The sequence below is a fragment of the Marinoscillum sp. 108 genome (assembly GCF_902506655.1).
Taxonomy (GTDB): Bacteria; Bacteroidota; Bacteroidia; order Cytophagales; family Cyclobacteriaceae; genus Marinoscillum; species Marinoscillum luteum.
Window position 1 is genome coordinate 20,497 of sequence record NZ_LR734812.1, and the last position, 18,226, is coordinate 38,722.

Annotated in this window: 13 protein-coding genes; 7 read left to right on the top strand and 6 right to left on the bottom strand. The window is 46.9% G+C overall.

Going from position 1 to position 18,226, the window contains the following annotated elements; all coding sequences use genetic code 11:
* Nucleotide 1: 1 nt before the first annotated feature.
* Both nusB and GV030_RS15830 read right to left on the bottom strand, forming a co-directional pair.
* Nucleotides 2-1,171 (bottom strand): transcription antitermination factor NusB, encoded by a 1,170-nt coding sequence (gene nusB, locus GV030_RS15825; protein WP_159584084.1) that lies wholly within the window; start codon nucleotides 1,169-1,171, stop codon nucleotides 2-4.
* Between the two features lie 14 nt (nucleotides 1,172-1,185).
* Nucleotides 1,186-2,283, bottom strand: coding sequence for a Glu/Leu/Phe/Val dehydrogenase dimerization domain-containing protein (locus GV030_RS15830; protein WP_159584086.1), 1,098 nt, complete (start codon nucleotides 2,281-2,283; stop codon nucleotides 1,186-1,188).
* A 122-nt stretch (nucleotides 2,284-2,405) separates the two neighbouring features.
* Between GV030_RS15830 and GV030_RS15835 the strand changes: the two genes are divergently transcribed.
* Nucleotides 2,406-4,202, top strand: a complete 1,797-nt coding sequence (locus GV030_RS15835) for an ABC transporter ATP-binding protein (protein WP_159584088.1) — start codon at nucleotides 2,406-2,408, stop codon at nucleotides 4,200-4,202.
* Nucleotide 4,203: 1 nt separating this feature from the next.
* Here the strand turns inward: GV030_RS15835 and GV030_RS15840 are convergent, their stop codons facing one another.
* From GV030_RS15840 to truA, 3 genes are read right to left on the bottom strand one after another with little or no spacing between them, the layout of a single operon-like run.
* Nucleotides 4,204-4,743: a hypothetical protein gene (locus GV030_RS15840; protein WP_159584090.1), complete on the bottom strand. Its 540-nt coding sequence runs from the start codon at nucleotides 4,741-4,743 to the stop codon at nucleotides 4,204-4,206.
* Nucleotides 4,740-6,506: an ABC transporter ATP-binding protein gene (locus GV030_RS15845; protein ID WP_159584092.1), complete on the bottom strand. Its 1,767-nt coding sequence runs from the start codon at nucleotides 6,504-6,506 to the stop codon at nucleotides 4,740-4,742. Before GV030_RS15845 ends, GV030_RS15840 begins: the two co-directional genes overlap by 4 nt.
* A 3-nt stretch (nucleotides 6,507-6,509) precedes the next feature.
* A complete protein-coding gene (truA, locus tag GV030_RS15850; protein WP_159584094.1) occupies nucleotides 6,510-7,259 on the bottom strand; it encodes a tRNA pseudouridine(38-40) synthase TruA in 750 nt (249 codons plus the stop codon).
* 97 nt (nucleotides 7,260-7,356) lie between these two features.
* Here truA and GV030_RS15855 point away from each other — a divergent pair, with 97 nt between their 5' ends.
* Nucleotides 7,357-7,845, top strand: a complete 489-nt coding sequence (locus tag GV030_RS15855; RefSeq protein ID WP_159584096.1) for a DUF4293 domain-containing protein — start codon at nucleotides 7,357-7,359, stop codon at nucleotides 7,843-7,845.
* A 164-nt stretch (nucleotides 7,846-8,009) separates the two neighbouring features.
* Nucleotides 8,010-9,902 carry a molecular chaperone HtpG gene (htpG, locus tag GV030_RS15860; protein ID WP_159584098.1) on the top strand — a complete coding sequence of 631 codons (1,893 nt, stop codon included), beginning with the start codon at nucleotides 8,010-8,012 and terminating at the stop codon, nucleotides 9,900-9,902.
* 91 nt (nucleotides 9,903-9,993) lie between these two features.
* On the opposite strand, the gene GV030_RS15865 is transcribed toward htpG, so the two are convergent.
* Nucleotides 9,994-12,561 (bottom strand): S8 family peptidase, encoded by a 2,568-nt coding sequence (locus GV030_RS15865; RefSeq protein ID WP_159584100.1) that lies wholly within the window; start codon nucleotides 12,559-12,561, stop codon nucleotides 9,994-9,996.
* A gap of 290 nt (nucleotides 12,562-12,851) precedes the next feature.
* On the opposite strand from GV030_RS15865, the gene GV030_RS15870 reads away from it, so the two are divergent.
* From GV030_RS15870 to GV030_RS15885, 4 genes are all read left to right on the top strand, one after another.
* Nucleotides 12,852-13,691, top strand: coding sequence for a M57 family metalloprotease (locus GV030_RS15870; RefSeq protein ID WP_159584102.1), 840 nt, complete (start codon nucleotides 12,852-12,854; stop codon nucleotides 13,689-13,691).
* A gap of 109 nt (nucleotides 13,692-13,800) precedes the next feature.
* Nucleotides 13,801-14,670, top strand: coding sequence for a M57 family metalloprotease (locus GV030_RS15875; protein WP_159584104.1), 870 nt, complete (start codon nucleotides 13,801-13,803; stop codon nucleotides 14,668-14,670).
* 133 nt (nucleotides 14,671-14,803) lie between these two features.
* Complete coding sequence (locus GV030_RS15880) at nucleotides 14,804-15,667, top strand: aldose 1-epimerase family protein (RefSeq protein ID WP_159584106.1); 864 nt, start codon at nucleotides 14,804-14,806, stop codon at nucleotides 15,665-15,667.
* Nucleotide 15,668: 1 nt separating this feature from the next.
* Nucleotides 15,669-18,218, top strand: a complete 2,550-nt coding sequence (locus GV030_RS15885; RefSeq protein ID WP_159584108.1) for a M14 family zinc carboxypeptidase — start codon at nucleotides 15,669-15,671, stop codon at nucleotides 18,216-18,218.
* Nucleotides 18,219-18,226 lie beyond the last annotated feature (8 nt).

The following is an 18,226-nucleotide window of genomic DNA, read 5'->3' on the forward strand; positions in this document are numbered from 1 at the left end:
TTTATTTGTTGTCGATAAGTCCACGACCACTTTTTCTTATAACGCCATCCGAAGTTAGTTCGTTTGCCAATACATCCAAAATGCCGTTCACAAATTGTTTGCTTTTCGGGGTGCTGTACAACTTGGATATTTCTATGAACTCGTTGATGGTCACTTTCACTGGAATGCTGTGAAACTGCATCATTTCGGTAAGGGCCATTTTCAGGATAATTCTATCCATCAGAGCCACTCTGGAGATGTCCCAGTTTTTCACTTTTTTCACAATCAAATCATCCCATTCCTTGCTCTTCTTGAGTGTTTCGTCAAAAAGAACCTCAAAGAATTCCATGTCATCTTCTTTGTTGGTGATGACTTCTTTCATCTCATAGGATGGATCCAGGTCTTTTTCATAATCCTGAAAAGTCTTCACGACGAGGCTCTTGAGCACCGCCTTGTTTTCGGTCCAGCGAAGGTCAGACTCTGACAAGAACTCATTGATGGACTCATTTTTGAAAATGATTTTTTTGAAGAGATGCAGAATGGCTTCTTTATGCTCATCGTCCGTCGGCTGCTCCTTGGTTTGGTATTCGATCAAAACAGGGTCCGCTTTCAGAATGTCCTTGTACCAGGTTCTGATCTGATCCGCATCCTCGTCCCAGGAGATTTTAAGCTCGATCAGCCCTTTGGTGAAGGGTTCGTGCTTGGTAAGTGCATCGATGACCGGATTTTGAATGAAGTGCCACCTCCATGCACTCTCTTTGTGAATGTGGGCTTTTTCCTTCTTATCCTTCTCCAGCTTTTCCTGATGGGCAAACTCCAGAGGGAGGGCCACCAGCTTGAAATAAAGCTTATGAATATCCGCAATGTCATTGATCATGACGTTGCGAATATTTCTTTGCTCCTTTCTGAGCTCTGTGTGGTAAGCCTCTATGCTTCTCTCAGCGGCATCTTTCACATCTTCTTCGGTCTCTTCAGTCACAGATCTGTGCTGGAGGTTTTCGGTGAAAAGGCGCGCCGCTGTCTTTCGACGAGCAGTGAACTTATCTGATTCGGCAAAGTCATCCTTGGCCGGGTCCGGGTAAAACTGACTTTCCAGTCTTTCTCTGACTACATCTTTCAGCGATTCCTGTGCCGTGAAATAACTGTAAAGTGCCTGCATGGCTTTGACACGAAGAATCCTACGATTAAGCATATATTGACTTTATTTTAGTAAGCGAGCTTTACTTTCCCTACATCCTTGATCCGGTTGAGGGCTAGTTGCAAAGCTGCCTGGTGTGTTGTTGTTTCGTTATTTTCAGCGTATTCGAGTACTTCCTGGCAAACTTCATAAATCCGTTCTGTCTGTTCGTAGACTCTCTGTCGGTTGTAGTTGCCTTGTTGTTCGTAATATACGTTGGTTATCCCTCCCGAATTAATCAGGAAATCGGGAGCATAAATAATCCCTCTGCTTTTCAGCATTTCGGCGTGCTGATCCTCTTCGTCCAGTTGGTTATTGGCCGCTCCGGCTACTATGGCACATTTGAGTTGAGGGATGGTGATATCATTCAGTGTGGCACCCAGGGCACATGGCGCATAGATGTCCATATCCATGGTGTAGAGGTCTTTGGGATCTACTACCGACACGTTAAATTTCTTGGTCACCGCAGCAAGTTTGTCTTCGAAAATGTCGGAAACGAATACTGTGGCTTCTTCCTTGAGGAGGTGCTCAATGAGGTAGGTGCCCACATTTCCGGCACCTTGCACCACTATTTTCTTGCCCTTCAGGTTATCAGATCCATAGGCCTTTTTGGCACTGGCTTTCATGCCTATGTATACACCATATGCCGTCACCGGGCTGGGGTCTCCTGATCCACCCATGCTCTCTGGGATACCAGTGACATACGGGGTTTCCATACGGATATACTCCATGTCGCGGGCACTCATGTTCACATCTTCTGCGGTCCAGTATTTTCCATTCAGGCTGTGCACAAACTTGCCAAACCTGCGCATCAGGGCCTCAGTTTTGATTTTCTTGGCGTCACCGATAATTACGGCTTTTCCTCCCCCGATATTCAGTCCGGCGATGGCATTTTTGAAAGTCATCCCACGCGAAAGTCTCAAGGCATCCTTTACGGCTTCCTCTTCCGACTGATAATTCCACATTCGTGTGCCGCCCATGGCAGGGCCGAGTACGGTATTGTGCACCGCTATGATGGCTTTCAGGCCTAATACTTCATCGTGGCAAAACACAAGCTGCTCGTGTTCCATACGAGCCATTGTGCTGAAAATCTCACTGTTTTTTACTTGGGGCTGGGTATCTATCATTCTTGTTGTTTTAGCTACTTTTGTTGCCCCGACTAAAAAACGGAGCACCCGGAATTATGGGGCCTCAAAATTAGTTGTTTTTAAGTAAATAACCATTTGGTGTACTCACCGTTTTATTCCTAGTGAAAGACTTAGCTCATCTCAATAAATACTTCCGAAAATACAAATGGCATTTGATTCTTGGGACAATTTTCATCATTGTCTCCAACTTATTTGGCATTGTGCCTGCCGTAGTAGTCAGATATTCTTTTGATCTGCTTCAGCGCAGCTATGATATTTTTAAAGCCTTTAGTGGTTTTGAGCTCCAGTCTGAGACGTATGACGTGTTTGCTTCCAGTATTTTTATACTCGGTCTGCTCATTTTGATCTCCGCGCTCCTCAAAGGTGTGTTCATGTTTTTTATGCGCCAGACGATCATTGTGATGTCCCGGCATATCGAGTATGACCTGAAAAATGAAATTTATGAGCATTATCAGTCGCTGCCGCTGAGTTTCTACCGAAGAAACAACACGGGTGACCTGATGGCGCGTATTTCAGAGGATGTGAGTAAAGTGAGAATGTATGTGGGCCCGGCCATCATGTACGGAATCAGTCTGTTCACACTGTTTGCCATGGTGATCCCCTTTATGTTTTCGATCAATCCAAGGCTCACGCTTTATTCGTTGATTCCACTGCCGCTGCTGTCGCTGAGTATTTATTTTGTCAATAACATCATCGACAAGCGATCCGAAGAGATTCAGAAGAGCTTGTCAGACCTTTCGACCTATGTACAGGAGGCTTTTTCGGGTATCCGGGTGGTGAAGGCATTTGTGCGTGAGCGCGACATGGATCAGGAGTTTGATAAAGCGAGCGAAAATTACAAAGACAAATCGCTGAAGCTGGCCAATGTGCAGGCGCTGTTTTTCCCCCTCATCATGGGGCTGATTGGTCTGAGTGTGATCCTGACGGTGTACATCGGATCGGTGGAGGTTTTCAACGGCTCCATCAGTACCGGAGTGATCGCTGAGTTTATTATTTATGTGAATATGCTCACCTGGCCGGTGGCCTCTCTGGGATGGATCACCAGTATTATTCAGCGGGCAGCGGCTTCTCAGCGCAGGATCAATGAGTTTTTGGATACCAAAAGCGAGATTGTTTCCACAGAGAATCTTTCCAGAGAAATTGAAGGCCACATCCGGTTTGAAGATGTTTCTTTCAACTACCCCGACTCAGGTATCACCGCGCTGAAGCATGTATCCTTTGAGATCAGCCCGGGTCAGTCATTGGCCATTATTGGTACCACGGGATCTGGCAAAAGCACCATTGCTAACCTCATCTGCCGGATGTATGACACCACGGAGGGCACTCTGACCATAGATGGAGAGGACATTCGAAAATACTCCCTTGACTCTGTCAGGAGCCAGATAGGATATGTACCACAGGACGTTTTCCTGTTTTCGGACACCATTGCTGAAAATATTGCTTTTGGGGCTGACTCTATGGAGACAGCGGATGTTCACAAAGCTGCTGCTGATGCGGATTTACTGGAAAACATTGACCGTTTCCCCAATGGCTTTGACACCAGAGTGGGCGAACGAGGGATCACTCTTTCTGGAGGACAAAAGCAAAGGGTGTCTATTGCCAGGGCTATCGCCAGGGAGCCCAAAATTCTGATTTTGGATGACGCCCTCTCTGCGGTGGATACCAAAACAGAGAATGCCATCCTGAACGCCATGGCCCGAATCATGAAGGGGCGTACTTCTGTGATTATTTCTCACAGGGTATCGTCTGCCAAGCTGGCTGATAAAGTGATCATGCTGGATGACGGGGTAGTACTGGAAAGTGGCACTCATGAAGAACTTCTCGCACGAGGTGGTGCCTACAGAGAGCTGCACGACAAGCAGTTGGTCAGTGAATCTGAGGAAAAGCTGGAGATCTGATCTACCTGGTCCAGCCTTCCACAGTCAGTGAATTGTCCGGAAAACGGATCTCCATAAAGAAATCATCAAGTTCATCGCCTTCTTCCTGTGCCTTTGCGTGAAGCATCGCCTCAATTTTGTGCGGCCTTGGCTGTACCAGCACGTGCATGCTGAGAAACACTGCATAGCGTGAGTTTGATTGAAATTGACGCACTTCGAAATTCTCAGGAATCTCAGACATCTCTGCGGCCAAACTAATGCCTATAAACCTGGCGATCTTATTTTTTGGGAGTGTGTCGTTTTGAAAAGTAATGATGGTAAGTGTTCCGTCTATGTCGCCATTGGCAACCATCTCCCTACATTCGGTGCCAAAGTCTATCGGAGCCTGGTCGGTATAGTGGGTGATAAACATTTTACCAGCCACAGTTCTGTTGATGGGGTCTAGCTTATACACTTTTACCTCTTCAAAACCGCCCAGCATATAATAGACGGAACCGATGATGATGGTGAGAAATAAAATGATAAGGCTCAGGTAGAAATACCTGCTCAGGGTCACATTCATGATACTACTTCTTTGTACTGCATTTGGTGAAGTTGCGTATAAAAGCCGTCTAATTCAAGCAGAGTTTCGTGGGTTCCTTCTTCTACAATCTCTCCTTTATCCAGCACCAGGATTTTATCGGCGTTTTGGATGGTAGAGAGCCTGTGGGCTATCACGATGGACGTCCGGCCTTTCATGAGCTTCTGTATGGCCTCCTGGATGAGCTCTTCGGTCTCTGTATCCACAGAGCTGGTAGCTTCATCCAGCACGATGATTTTCGGATCATATACCATGGCGCGTACAAATGAAATTAATTGTCGCTGGCCTACCGAAAGGGTGGCGCCACGTTCCATGACATTGTAGTCAAATCCACCCGGAAGGCGTTCGATGAATGACTTGGCGCCCACCAGCTCAGCCGCTTCTTTCACCTTTTCCAGGGTGATGTCAGGATTGCGCAGGGTGATGTTATTGTAGATGGTGTCAGAAAACAGGAACACATCCTGCAGCACCACCGCAATGTGATTTCTGAGATTTCCCAGTTCAAACTCACGGATATTGGTCTCATCAATGGCGATCGTTCCTTTGTTGATCTCATAAAACCGGGTGAGTAGATTGATCACCGATGACTTACCCGCGCCTGTAGCTCCCACCAGGGCCAAAGCCTCGCCTTTTTGCACCTCAAAATTGATGTCTTTCAAGACCCAGTCTTCATCGTTGTAGGCAAACCAGACATTTTCAAATTTCACGGTGCCTTCTATGTCTTCCGGGTGGTGGCTTCCATTATCTTCTATGTACTCCTTGCTATCCATGAGATCCAGAATCCTGTTGGAGGCCACTATCCCCATCTGCAGGGTATTGAACCGATCCGCAATCATTCGGATGGGTCTGAAAAACATCTGAATGTACATGATGAAGGCAATGAGTACCCCGAGGGTCAGTTGCTCCTGGATGACACTGCCCGCCCCGTACCACACGATGAGTCCGATACCTCCGGCCTGAATGATTTCTGCCACCGGGAAATAGGTGGCATAATAAAAGACCCCTTTGATATTGGCTTTGCGGTGCTCGCGGTTGATTTCTTTGAATTTTTCCAGCTCTCTCTTCTCCGCATTGAAAATCTGCACAATGTTCATCCCGGTAATGTGCTCCTGCACAAAAGCGTTAAGGTTGGAAACGGCAGTTCGCACTTCATTGAAAGATACCTTCACCTTTTCCTTGAAAACATAAGTGGCAAAGAGGAGGATCGGCAATAGGGCCAGGCTGACGAGCGTGAGTTGCCAGCTCAGAGCAAACATAAACACCAGGATGACGAGCAGCTGGAGGATGTCGGCAATGATGCCTGCAATACCCGTACTGAATACTTCTGAGAGGGTTTCTATATCACTTACACTTCTGGTGACCAGTCGGCCGATGGGCGTTTTATCAAAAAAACGGAGACGAAGGTTTTGGAGGTGGTTGAAAAGTTTAACCCGTATATCCTTGATAATGTACTGCCCCAGCCATCCAGACATATAGGTGTGGAAGTACTGCACAATGGCCTGCGCAACGAGTAGCACAATCAGTACAATGACCCAAAATACCAGGCCGTTGTAGTTTCCGATTGCCACGTCATTATCTATGGTATACTGGATGATCCACGGGCGTAAAGGTGTGAGCACCGCCAAGGCAATGGTGAGAAACACCACCAGATAAAATTGCTTTTGATAGGGTTTTGCGAAGACAAAGAGTCTCCTCAATATCTGCAAATCCAATATATTCCCACTAATCGTCTTTTCTTTCTCCAATGCTTAAATGTCTAGGTATATGGACTCGGGGTATTTTACTTCAGTAAGGAAAAGCCCTTCGGCAGGCACAGCCCGCCCTGCGCGTGATCTTTCACCGCTTTCTAATATGTTCTTAAGGTCTGTCTGGTTAAGTCTGCCCTGCCCTACTTCGAGCAATGTGCCCACCATGGCCCTGATCATGCCTCTCAAAAATCTATTGGCACTTACGGAAAATACGTAACCCTCGTTGGTTTCTTGCCAGTTTATCTCGTAAATATCACAATCAAAATGATTGACATCAGTATGAACCTTGCTGAAAGCCTGAAAGTTCTTCCAATTCTTCATCAAGCCAATGGCCTCCTGTATGGGCGCGGCTTCCAGGCTTCTTGAAAAAAAATAGGAGACCCCCGTTTTGAAGGGATCTTTCTGACGGTGCAGATGATAATGATAAGTACGCCGTACGGCATCAAAGCGGGCGTGTGCTTCCGGTTTTACCGGTCGGATGGAGTTGATACTGACCTCAGCCGGGAGTAATCCGTTCAGTCGATACTGAAGTTGATCCAGCGTATCAGAAAGCTCCGCATCAAAGTGTGCAATTTGCTGGAGGGCATGCACGCCAGTGTCCGTTCGGCCGCTGCCCAGACAGCTGATGTCCTGCTGTAAGATGATGCTCAGCGCCCGGTTGATTTCTTCCTGCACAGTATGAGCATTCGGCTGTATTTGCCATCCATGAAATGCCGTGCCGCGATATGAAATGTCCAGGAAATATCTCATGGCTGCAAAAGTAAGACTTTACCTTGTAAAGAATTTGTAAGGATTCGATTGGCTTTGTGGGGAGGTATCGGCATTTTTGCGGGAAATATTAGAAATTATGATTCAAAGAATCCAATCTGTCTTTTTGTTTCTGGTAGCCGCTATCATGGTGACCGTGCTTTTTTTACCTATCTGGAACAAACTGGATCTTGATGCCCAGGAGAAAGTGACCCTCAATGCTTTTAAAATGGTGTACTCCTCTTACGATGAGGCTGGGGAACCTACAGTGATGGCTTCTGTGGATACTTTTTGGATTTCGGCGCTGGCTATTTTAGCGGCTGGTATTGCCTTGTTTTCTATTTTTCAATACAAAGCCAGGCTAAGGCAGATGAAACTCGGTGCGCTGAATTCCCTGATCATGGGCGGCTGCCTGGGTATGACGTATTACTACTCCACCAAGGGTGACCAAATGCTAAATCCGAATACGGCAGGCAACTTTGAAATTGGCTTTTATATTATCGCTGCAGCCCTTTTGTTCAACTCTTTGGCCAACCGCTTTATTCGTAAGGATGAGAAGCTGGTGAGAAGTGCTGATAGGATCAGATAATATTTCACGACATAGTAACATTCCAAATCCGTCTTCAGACGGATTTTTTGTTTGGAGCCAGGTCACCTGGAGCTGTCAACGTTCTGCCATCTTGACAGTCTTTAGCCTCTGGAATAGTATTTGATTTCAAGGACTCTCAGAATTAAAAAAATTACAATAACGATATGCAAGAGAAAGGTACTATTTCAATCCACACGGAGAATATCTTCCCGATCATCAAGAAGTTTTTATACTCCGATCATGAGATATTCCTACGCGAGCTGACCTCCAACGCCGTAGACGCCACCCAGAAGATCAAGAGATTGGCTTCCCTGGGAGAATACAAAGGTGAGCTTGGAGACCTGACCATTGATGTCAGCGTTGACAAAAAGAAAAAAACGATCACGATTTCTGACAAAGGGATCGGAATGACTGCCGATGAAATCAAGAAGTACATCAACCAGATAGCTTTTTCTGGCGCCACAGAGTTTGTGGAGAAATACAAAGACAAGGGTGATGAGCAGCAGATCATTGGTCATTTTGGGTTGGGTTTTTACTCAGCATTCATGGTGGCTAAGCAGGTGGAAATCCAGACACTCTCTTATCAGGAAGGCGCAGAGCCCGCCGCCTGGCTGTGCGATGGAAACACAGAGTTTGAGATCAAAACCAGCAAGAAAAAGGAACGCGGCACAGACATTATCCTGCACATTGCTGATGACTCAGAGGAATTTTTAGAAGAACACAGAATCCAGGGGATTCTGGACAAATACTCCAAATTTTTGCCTGTACCGATCCGATTCGGACAAAAGGACAGACAAGTAGAGGATGGAGAAGACAAAGACGGTAAGAAAAAATGGAAAACCGTCAAAGAAGATAACATTATCAACAATCCTGAGCCGCTCTGGGCCAAGTCACCAAGCGAACTGAAGGATGAAGATTATCTCGAATTCTACAAGGAACTGTATCCTTTTTCAGAAGAGCCACTATTCTGGATTCATTTGAATGTGGATTATCCTTTCAACCTTACCGGAATCCTCTATTTCCCAAAATTGAAAAAAGATTTCGAGGTGCAGCGGAATAAGATCCAGCTGTACTCGCGTCAGGTGTTTATCACCGATGAGGTGAAGGACATAGTGCCGGACTTTTTGCAGTTGCTCCATGGGGTGATTGACTCTCCGGACATCCCGCTAAACGTATCTCGTAGCTATCTGCAGTCAGACAGCAACGTGAAGAAGATCAACGGGTACATTACCAAAAAAGTAGCAGATAAGCTTGGTGACTTGTTCAAAAAAGACAGACCGAGCTATGAGCAAAAATGGAGTGATATTGGTGTTTTCGTGAAATACGGAATGATCTCCGAGGAGAAATTTGAAGAAAAAGCCAAGGATTTCACTTTGGTGAAAAACGTGGAGGGAAAGTTCTTCAACATAGAGGAGTACAAAACAGAGGTGGCCACTAACCAGACCAACAAGGACAAGAGTGTGGTTTTCCTTTATACCACGGATGAAGAAAAGCAGCACAGCTACCTCGAAACTGCGAAGAAGCGAAGCTATGATGTACTGGTACTGGACGGACCTGTGGACAGCCACTTTATCAACCACGTGGAGCAGAAATATGAAGGCGTTACCCTCAAGCGGGTGGATGCCGACGTGATAGACAAGCTCATCGATAAAGATGAGAAAAAGGAATCTGTATTATCTGATGCTGAAAAAGAGAAAGTATCGGCGGCCTTCAAGAAAGCCATTGGGGATGATAAAAACAATGTGACCGTGGAGCCTATGGCCACCGATGACATGCCGGTGACGATCACCCTGCCTGAGTTTATCCGAAGGATGAGAGACATGCAGGCGCAGGGCGGTGGAGGCCCGATGATGTTCGGTGAGATGCCGCTCAACCTTGCGGTATCGGTGAATGCCAACCATGCGTTTACCCGCAAGATTGTGGAGGCCGAAAGTGAAGAAGATCAGATTGCGCTGGCTAAGCAGGCTTATGACTGGGCGCTCCTCTCACAGGGGATGCTGAGTGGTAAAAACCTGACCAACTTCATCAACAGGAGTGTGGAGTTGGCGGTAAAATAAATTTCTGTCGAGGTAGAATCAGAAAGCTGTCCTGAATAAATCCCGGCTAATTCCAGTCGCGGGTTACATTTCGGGACAGCTTTTTTAATTGCTAGTATTTGATAAATTTTCCTGTATCCACTACTTTTTTCCCTTCCAGGAGTCTGTAGAGGTACAGGCCCTCCCGAAAGTCCTGCACGATGATGTATTCAAAGGACTCCACCAACTTCTTTTCCAGCACCAATTTGCCCTGGTCGTCTGTGATCTGTAGTAGTTGCCCATTGCCAGAGGACAGCAGGTTGATGTAGGGGTCGGTCGCGGGATTTGGGAATAGGAGCAGCTTCCCGGGAATCTCTATATAAAGAGAGCTCTCGTCCGACCTTAAGGTAGTTCCGTCTTTGAAATACAATATCGCCTGATAAGTCATGAGGCCAGGATCTAAATCAGGGTCTGAAAGCACAAAAGAAGTTTGCCCCTCGGGTACTATATCGGTCAATAATTCCTCGGAAGCATTCACGGATTTGAGCACTTCCACGTGCTCTATGTTGGCCGACGTGCTCAGGTTGAGTGTGATCCGTACGGTTTCTTCATTTGCACGCTCTGCCGCAAAGAAATTGAAATAGCAAAAGGTCCCCTGAAATGTGTAATTGAGTGCCTGGCTCCGCAAACCACCGGCATTGCCAATCACCGGAGCTACTGAGTAATATACACTGGCAGACTTCTCGATGGTATAGATAGTGTCTGTTGTTGTCCCGATCAGGTGGAGGGAAGTGGCCCCCATCTCGTACACCTCATAAGACTGTGCTGCCTCGATTTGTGGCCACTGAAGCCCAAAAGTTTCTTCGCAGTTAAATGCTACAGACACCTTTGGTAATTCAGAGATGGAAAAATTGTTGGAAACAAACTCGTTGACCCCCACGGTCATTTTCAGCCGGGCCGCGGCAGAGATTTTTGGAGTTGCCCACCTGAAGGGCTCATTCAGCTTCACCGTGCCAATGTCCACCCACTCCCCATCGTTCAGCTGATAAGCCATCAGGCCTTCGTTGGCATTGAAAGTTGAATTCCAGCTGAGCCATTCAGCAGTATTGGCAGCCAGAATATCACTGGAGGTTGGAAAGTCCCACTCAAAAGTGTCGGCCATTTCGAAATACCAGGCGACGGACACCTCCTGACTGGCCGAACTAAGATTTGCGCCGGATAATTCCAGATGATAGGTTCCGGCCTCTGGAGACTCCAGAGAGATGAATTCTACATTGTTCAGGTGATCCATTGCTCTTTGGGGAGGTTCATTCAGCGCGGCCTCCGAGGGACTATGATTGAGAACCCATGGCAGCCAGGTAGCACCACCATGAGAGAGTTGGGCATCCACATCGTTGATCAAGGCCCGGGTGACATTGAGTTCAGCAGCAGGGTCCACCCAGCTGACTGCCAGTTTGATTTGTTTTACACCTGTGGGGATTTCTATTTCCAATGTGGTATTCTCTCCTTTGGTGACAACCACTTCATCGTGCCAGCCGCTTTCCAGAATTTGCAGCGATTTGGAGGCATTTGCACTACCATATCCGGAGTAGAAATCAATTCCTTCCGGCCCTATATCTTCAGCACCAGCTATGAGCACTGTTTTGATCAAAGCCGAAGAAGGCAAGTGCAGGGTCTTTTTTTGAAAGGATTCCTGAAGCAATGTCACTATGCCTGAAACAATCGCTGCAGCATCTGAGGTGCCCCCACCACCATAGGCCGTCAACTCAGGCTTGATACGTCCGTCAAAGGCAGGCCCTCTGGAGTTGTAGGGGCTTATGGCCAGACTGGTATCTACAGCGCTTACGATCAGGGTGTTTTTGGCTTGCTTAAATGTACCAGTGAGATTGGCAAAAGAGAGACCGCTGTAAGTACCATCCTCAGGGCTGGAGGTGCCGGCATTACCTGCCGAAAACACATGCACGATTTCAGGTTCGGAAAAGATGGACTGATCATAGGCGTATGCTTCTACCCCGTAATAGTTTTCAATGCCCACTCCATAGGAGTGGTTTTGAAGATAAATGCCATTTTGAGTCAGTACCGTTTCATCATCGGGGAGCAGGTTGTTAAAGTCTGAGGAGGCCACCAGGGCCCCCGGAGCGATCCCTTTATAAAAGGGAGAAGTGTTGCCTGCACCCAGGATGATTGTAGCCATGTCCGTGGCATGTTGCGACACGTCTTCGGCTTCCAGACCTATGGAAAAGGTATTGCCAGTCAGGTCGATATCTGCTTCATCAAATTTTCGCTCTTTGAGCGACAACCTGAGACCGCTGCCGCTGTTGTCGGGATATTGATGTTGTGCTTTTCGGATTCTGTTGTATTGAAAGTTCGGCACATCCAGTACCGATTCTTCTCTGGGCTGATCGGGGGCATCAATGAAGAGAATATTTTCGTCCTCTATTAATTCACCGAAGATCAGACTTTGAGTGGCATAGAAAGTGAGCGTGGATGAAGCCGAATGCCAGGTGAGTATCTTCACCCGACCCCCATATTGCCTCACAAAAAGAGGCCGGTTCTGCACTGCAATTGTAAATGTATCCATGGTGCTGAGGTGTGCGCGCCTCTGAGACTCTTCTATCAGTTTAGGAGAGAGCTTGGACTGAGCCAAAACCGTATTCACACACATCAGGGAGACCAAAAGCACCCAAAACAGCCACTTCATAGCAGCGAATATAATTAAGATAATGTGAGTACACATCCGGCCAGATTTGCGAGGTAATTCGGCTCTGAGGGCTTGTTTTGAGGGTTTACCTCGACAAAGTCATCGCACGACAGAATTTTCGGACAAAATTCTATTTTTTGACGGAATTATATTTTGTAAAAAAACATAAATTCATGAATACATTCTAATTCGAAAGAATATTTTGCTCAAATCAACTTTTTGGATACTTTAGGGGAATTCTTGGTGAGGTATCAAGAATCTTTCAAACCTAATTCAAAACTTATTACACAATGAGAAAAACTAATTACCTAGCGGTGTTTACTCTGGCAGTGAGCATGCTATTTGTTTCTTGTGAACAGCAGAACGATGCTGTGGTTGCACAGGATGAAGTTTCTGAATCAGTACTTGCGGCCCTAACCAATGCTGGATTTGATGTAACACAACAAGCACCCATCAAATTCGATGACGGTTATCTCGTAGAGGGAGATATCTACATCCCTGCAGCTGATCTTGCTTCTTTGAAAGAAGGCACAAGACTGGCCGTAGAAGAGCAGTACAGCACCAACAATCTGGTATCTACTGGCGGATCAAGAACCATCACCATGTACGCTCCTGAGGGCGGAAGAAATGGTTATAGCTCTGGAATGATCGCTGGCTTGGATTTGGCCATCTCTCGTTACAATGCTCAGAACCTGGCCATCTCTTTTCAGAGAGTGACTTCTTCAAGCAATGCTGACATTGTGATGACGAGACTTAAAAAGGGAGAAGAGCGTCAAGGTATCCTTGGCTCAGCCGGATTTCCTACTTCTTCGGGTGATCCTTACGGCGAAATCAAAATGAGTGGTATTTTGGAGTCTTCTTACGGTCTGAGCACTGCAGGAATCGCTACCATCATCGCTCACGAAATGGGTCATTGCATAGGTTTCCGTCACACAGATTACTTCAACAGGAGTATTTCATGTGGAGGGTCTGCTTCAAATGAGGGAACCGCTGGTGTAGGTGCCAACCATATCCCTGGCACACCTACTGGCGCTACAGCAGCTGCCAAGTCCTGGATGCTTGCCTGTACAGATGGTGGTGACAGACCTTTCAACAACGACGACAGAACAGCACTTAATTACCTGTATTGATATTTTTAGTATGACATATTGGAAGGACATCTCAAAAGGATGTCCTTTCCGTTTTATAGCTATTCCAACTGGCTGATTTTACTTATTTAAACACTTAAATCTTACAACAATGAAAAAGCTCAATTATTTCACAGCATGTATGCTTCTTGCAAGCGCAACATTCTTTGCATGTGAGTCCGATCAAGTGATGAAAGAAGAAACTGTTTCACCTGAAGTAATGGCCAGATTGACCGACCTTGGATTTGACGTCACCGACCAGGCTCCCCTGATTTTTGAAGAGGGTTATTTGGTAGAAGGAGATATTTATCTGACCGACGCTGATTTGGCTAGAATGAAAGCGGGAGTACGTGTACCTGTAGAGGAGCAGTACAGCACCAACAATCTGGTGACTACTGGTGGTAACAGAGTGATCACCGTTTACGCTCCAGAGGAAAGCTCCGGAGGAGGAGGTAAAGGCAAAAAAGGTGGCGGTTCAGGAGGCTATAGCCCAGGAATGATCGCGGGCCTTGATTTAGCCATTTCCCGCTACAATGCTCAAAACCTGGAGATTTCTTTTCAAAGGGTCACTTCGTCTAGCAATGCGGATATCGTAATGACCAGACTGAACAAAAGAGATGAGCGAAGAGGTGTTTTGGGATCTGCCGGATTCCCAACAGCTTCTGGTGATCCTTACGGAGAAATCAAAATGAGTGGTGTGCTGGAGTCTTCTTATGGTTTGAGTACTGCTGGTATTGCTACCATTATTGCGCACGAGATGGGCCACTGTGTTGGTTTCCGTCATACAGATTATTTTGACAGAAGCATCTCTTGTGGAGGAGGAACCTCCAATGAAGGTGACGGTGGAGTAGGTGCCAACCACATCCCTGGCACGCCTACTGGAGCTACTGCTTCTGCTAAGTCCTGGATGCTGGCCTGTACAGATGGTGGTGACAGACCTTTCAACAACGATGACAGAACCGCACTGAATTACCTCTATTGATAGAAAAAAACATAACAGAGGAGAAGGCACCCCACCGGGGTGCCTTTTTTTATGGTCTTATGGAACCAATGATACTTTTGAGATAAAGGCTGAAAATAGCACTCAAGAAGCTACCTTTTTTTATTTTTAGTGAATGAAGATTTCAAACAATCACCTCAAAGCGACTTTCAATGTTAGGGGAGCAGAGATCACGAGTTTGACACATAATGCCACCGGCCGGGAATATATCTGGCAGGCTCGAACCAAATATTGGGGACGGCATGCTCCTGTGCTTTTTCCTTTTGTGGGCAAGTTGAAAAAGGATCAGTATCGGCATGAGGGTAAAACCTATGAGATGGGACAGCATGGATTTGCTCGGGATTTGGATTTTGAAATTGTAGAACACACTTCAGATCAAATTATTTTTCAGCTGGATGCGGATTCAAATACTTTGAAGAAATACCCTTTCAGATTCGAATTGAGGATCATCTACCAGTTGGAGGGGCACTCTTTGCGAACCACCTATGAAGTAAAAAATAAAGGAAAACAAGTCATGTACTTTTCCATTGGTGGACACCCGGCATTTGATTGCCCTCTTAATCCGGAGGAGTTTCGATCTGACTACTGGCTGGAGTTTGATCAGCAAGAAACTTTATTTACACACAGGCTTGATGGGGGATTATTTACAGGCAAGAAGGAAGCCATTGACCTGGATGGGCAACGTCTTCATATTACAGATCATCTTTTTGACCAAGATGCGCTCGTCTTTAAGCAGCTCAATTCTACCCGCGTCAGCCTGTCCAGTCTCTCTCAGAAATGGCTGACTTTTCATTTCGAAGGATTTCCCTACCTGGGAATTTGGTCGAAAAGCCAGGAATCCCCATTTGTGTGTATAGAGCCCTGGTATGGGTTGGCTGACTATGGGGACCACTCGGGAGAGCTAAGCGCCAAAGAAGGGATCAGGAAACTGGATGCTTCTGCCATTTTTAGCTGCCATTACACCATGGAAATTCATTAGTATGAAGAAATTAATATTGTCATCGGTGCTTCTTTTCCTGGCTTGGATTACGCTGGGACAGACACCCATCGAAGACTACCTCCCGCAAAACGTAAGCTATGATTTGGCGATCCCTACACCGGAAGAAATATTGGGTTATGAGGTGGGGGAATGGCATGTGAGTCACGACCAGTTGGTCTCATACATGCGCGAACTGGCCCGGGTATCTGATCGCATCGCCTTACAGGAATACGGCTACAGCTATGAGCACAGACCTCTGATGGTACTAGTAATCACCAGCCCTGAAAACCACCTGAACCTTGAGGCCATCCGCTCCGAGCATGTTCAGCTGGTGAATACAAAAGGCTCCCCCAATAGTGACTCAAAACTCGTCCATTATATGGGCTACAGTGTTCATGGCAATGAGGCCAGTGGCTCCAATGCTGCTTTGTTGGCCGCCTACTACCTGGCAGCAGCTCAGGGCCCATGGGTGGACCGCCTGCTTTCTGAAACGGTCATCTTACTCGATCCCTCATTTAACCCGGATGGGCTTCAGCGATTTTCCACCTGGGTGAACATGCATAAATCTGCCAACCTGGTGTCTGATCCCAGCTCCAGGGAATTTGACGAGGCCTGGCCGGGAGGACGAACCAATCATTACTGGTTTGATCTGAACAGAGACTGGATGCCTGTGCAGCACCCCGAGTCAAAGGGCAGGCTCTCTCTCTATCATCGGTGGAAACCTAACATTCTTACAGACCATCACGAGATGGGGAGTAATAGTACCTTCTTTTTTCAGCCGGGTGTACCCTCCCGGAAGTATCCCCTGACTCCTCAGAACAATGTTACCCTGACAGAAAAAATCGCACAATACCATGCCGCCGCGCTGGATAGCGTTGGTTCACTATACTACTCCAAGGAGGGATTTGATGATTTTTATGTAGGCAAGGGATCCACATATCCGGATATGAATGGAGCAGTGGGTATATTGTTTGAGCAGGCCAGTGCCAGAGGCCATCTGCAGGAGAATCAGTTCGGGAGCATAGGATTTCCTGAGGCCATCAGGAATCATTTTGTCACATCATTGTCCACCCTCAAAGCAGCCAACGATCTGCGAGCGGACCTGCTCAAACACCAGAGTCTTTTCTACCAGGAGTCGATAAAGCTGGCGGGAGCTGACCCGGTAAAGGCCTATGTTTTTGGTTCTGAGGGTGACCCTGCCAGGGCATTTCACCTAATGGAAATACTCCATCGGCACGATATCCTCATTTATCCTGTAGAAAAAAACATTAAAAAAGGAACACAGGCATACAGCACTGGTAGCTACGTGATCCCCACTAATCAGCCACAGTACCGGCTGATCAAGGCACTATTTGAGACCCGCACTTCATTTCAGGACAGCCTGTTCTATGACGTGTCTACCTGGACGCTGCCCCTGGCTTTCAACCTCAAGTATGATGAGCTCGGCGCCAGGGATTACGTGCAGACCCAGTTGGGTGAGGTGATTGCCACGCCTCAGTTTCCTAAGGGACGGGTCGTTGGTAGTTCAGACTATGCTTACCTGTTTGAGCCCAATGGGTATTATACTCCAAGGGCGATTATGCGGTTGTTAAAGGCGGGAATTGTCACGGAAGTGAATCATTCCATACATACAGATCGCGACCGATCATATGTCCGGGGATCTATTGTTATTCCTGTGGGCCTGCAGCGGGAGAAAAGGGACGTCATAGAAGCGATTATTCAGGAGATTGCCGTACTGGATGGCATCAATGTTTATGGGCTTAATACCGGCTTAGCCATTGGAGGATCGGATCTGGGCACCAGGCAGGCCGAAGTGTTGACCATGCCGAAGGTAGCTGTACTGGTGGGAGATGGTGTGGATAGTAATGAGGCCGGGGAGGTATGGCATTTGCTGGATCAGCGAATGGATATGCAGGTGACCCTTTTGCCAGTAGAAGCGCTCAACCGGACCGATCTGAGCCGATACAATAGAATCGTGATGACAGATGGTAATTACCGTGCCATATCTGACACGGGAGTGGAAAACCTGAAACAATGGGTCACAAGAGGTGGAGTAATAGTGACATGGAAACGAGGAGGTAAATGGTTGTCGGACAAGGAGATTTCCAAAGTCCAGTATGCGAAGGCCGTACCGGACACCACCGGCTACAAAAAGTACCTGGAGCTGGATCAAAATCGTGGAGCACAGGTGGTTGGCGGAGCTATTTTTGAGGCCCGTGTGGATCTGGGGCACCCCCTCAGCTACGGACTCGAATCTGCTCAAATTCCGCTTTTTAGAGACCATAGCCTTATGATGAAAAAAGCATCAAATCCATATGCTTATCCTATGGTCTACCTGGATACCCCGCTGCTCAGTGGCTATATTTCTGATGAAAGACTGAAGCAAATCTCCGCTACTCCGGCAGTGACCATTTCAGCACTGAGAAAGGGGCGGATTATCACCTTTGCTGACAACCCCAATTTCAGGGCCTTTTGGTACGGAACCAATAAGCTTTTTCTGAATGCACTTTTCTTTGGACAAACGATCAGCAGCGCAGCGGCAGAAGAATGAAATTTTTT

What these genes read in the sequence shown, in the direction of transcription:
- nusB (WP_159584084.1), bottom strand. Translation starts at nt 1,171, where the DNA reads ATGCTTAATCGTAGGATTCTTCGTGTCAAAGCCATGCAGGCACTTTAC.
- GV030_RS15830 (WP_159584086.1), bottom strand. Translation starts at nt 2,283, where the DNA reads ATGATAGATACCCAGCCCCAAGTAAAAAACAGTGAGATTTTCAGCACA.
- GV030_RS15840 (WP_159584090.1), bottom strand. Translation starts at nt 4,743, where the DNA reads ATGAATGTGACCCTGAGCAGGTATTTCTACCTGAGCCTTATCATTTTA.
- truA (WP_159584094.1), bottom strand. Translation starts at nt 7,259, where the DNA reads ATGAGATATTTCCTGGACATTTCATATCGCGGCACGGCATTTCATGGA.
- GV030_RS15855 (WP_159584096.1), top strand. Translation starts at nt 7,357, where the DNA reads ATGATTCAAAGAATCCAATCTGTCTTTTTGTTTCTGGTAGCCGCTATC.
- htpG (WP_159584098.1), top strand. Translation starts at nt 8,010, where the DNA reads ATGCAAGAGAAAGGTACTATTTCAATCCACACGGAGAATATCTTCCCG.
- GV030_RS15865 (WP_159584100.1), bottom strand. Translation starts at nt 12,561, where the DNA reads ATGAAGTGGCTGTTTTGGGTGCTTTTGGTCTCCCTGATGTGTGTGAAT.
- GV030_RS15870 (WP_159584102.1), top strand. Translation starts at nt 12,852, where the DNA reads ATGAGAAAAACTAATTACCTAGCGGTGTTTACTCTGGCAGTGAGCATG.
- GV030_RS15875 (WP_159584104.1), top strand. Translation starts at nt 13,801, where the DNA reads ATGAAAAAGCTCAATTATTTCACAGCATGTATGCTTCTTGCAAGCGCA.
- GV030_RS15880 (WP_159584106.1), top strand. Translation starts at nt 14,804, where the DNA reads ATGAAGATTTCAAACAATCACCTCAAAGCGACTTTCAATGTTAGGGGA.
- GV030_RS15885 (WP_159584108.1), top strand. Translation starts at nt 15,669, where the DNA reads ATGAAGAAATTAATATTGTCATCGGTGCTTCTTTTCCTGGCTTGGATT.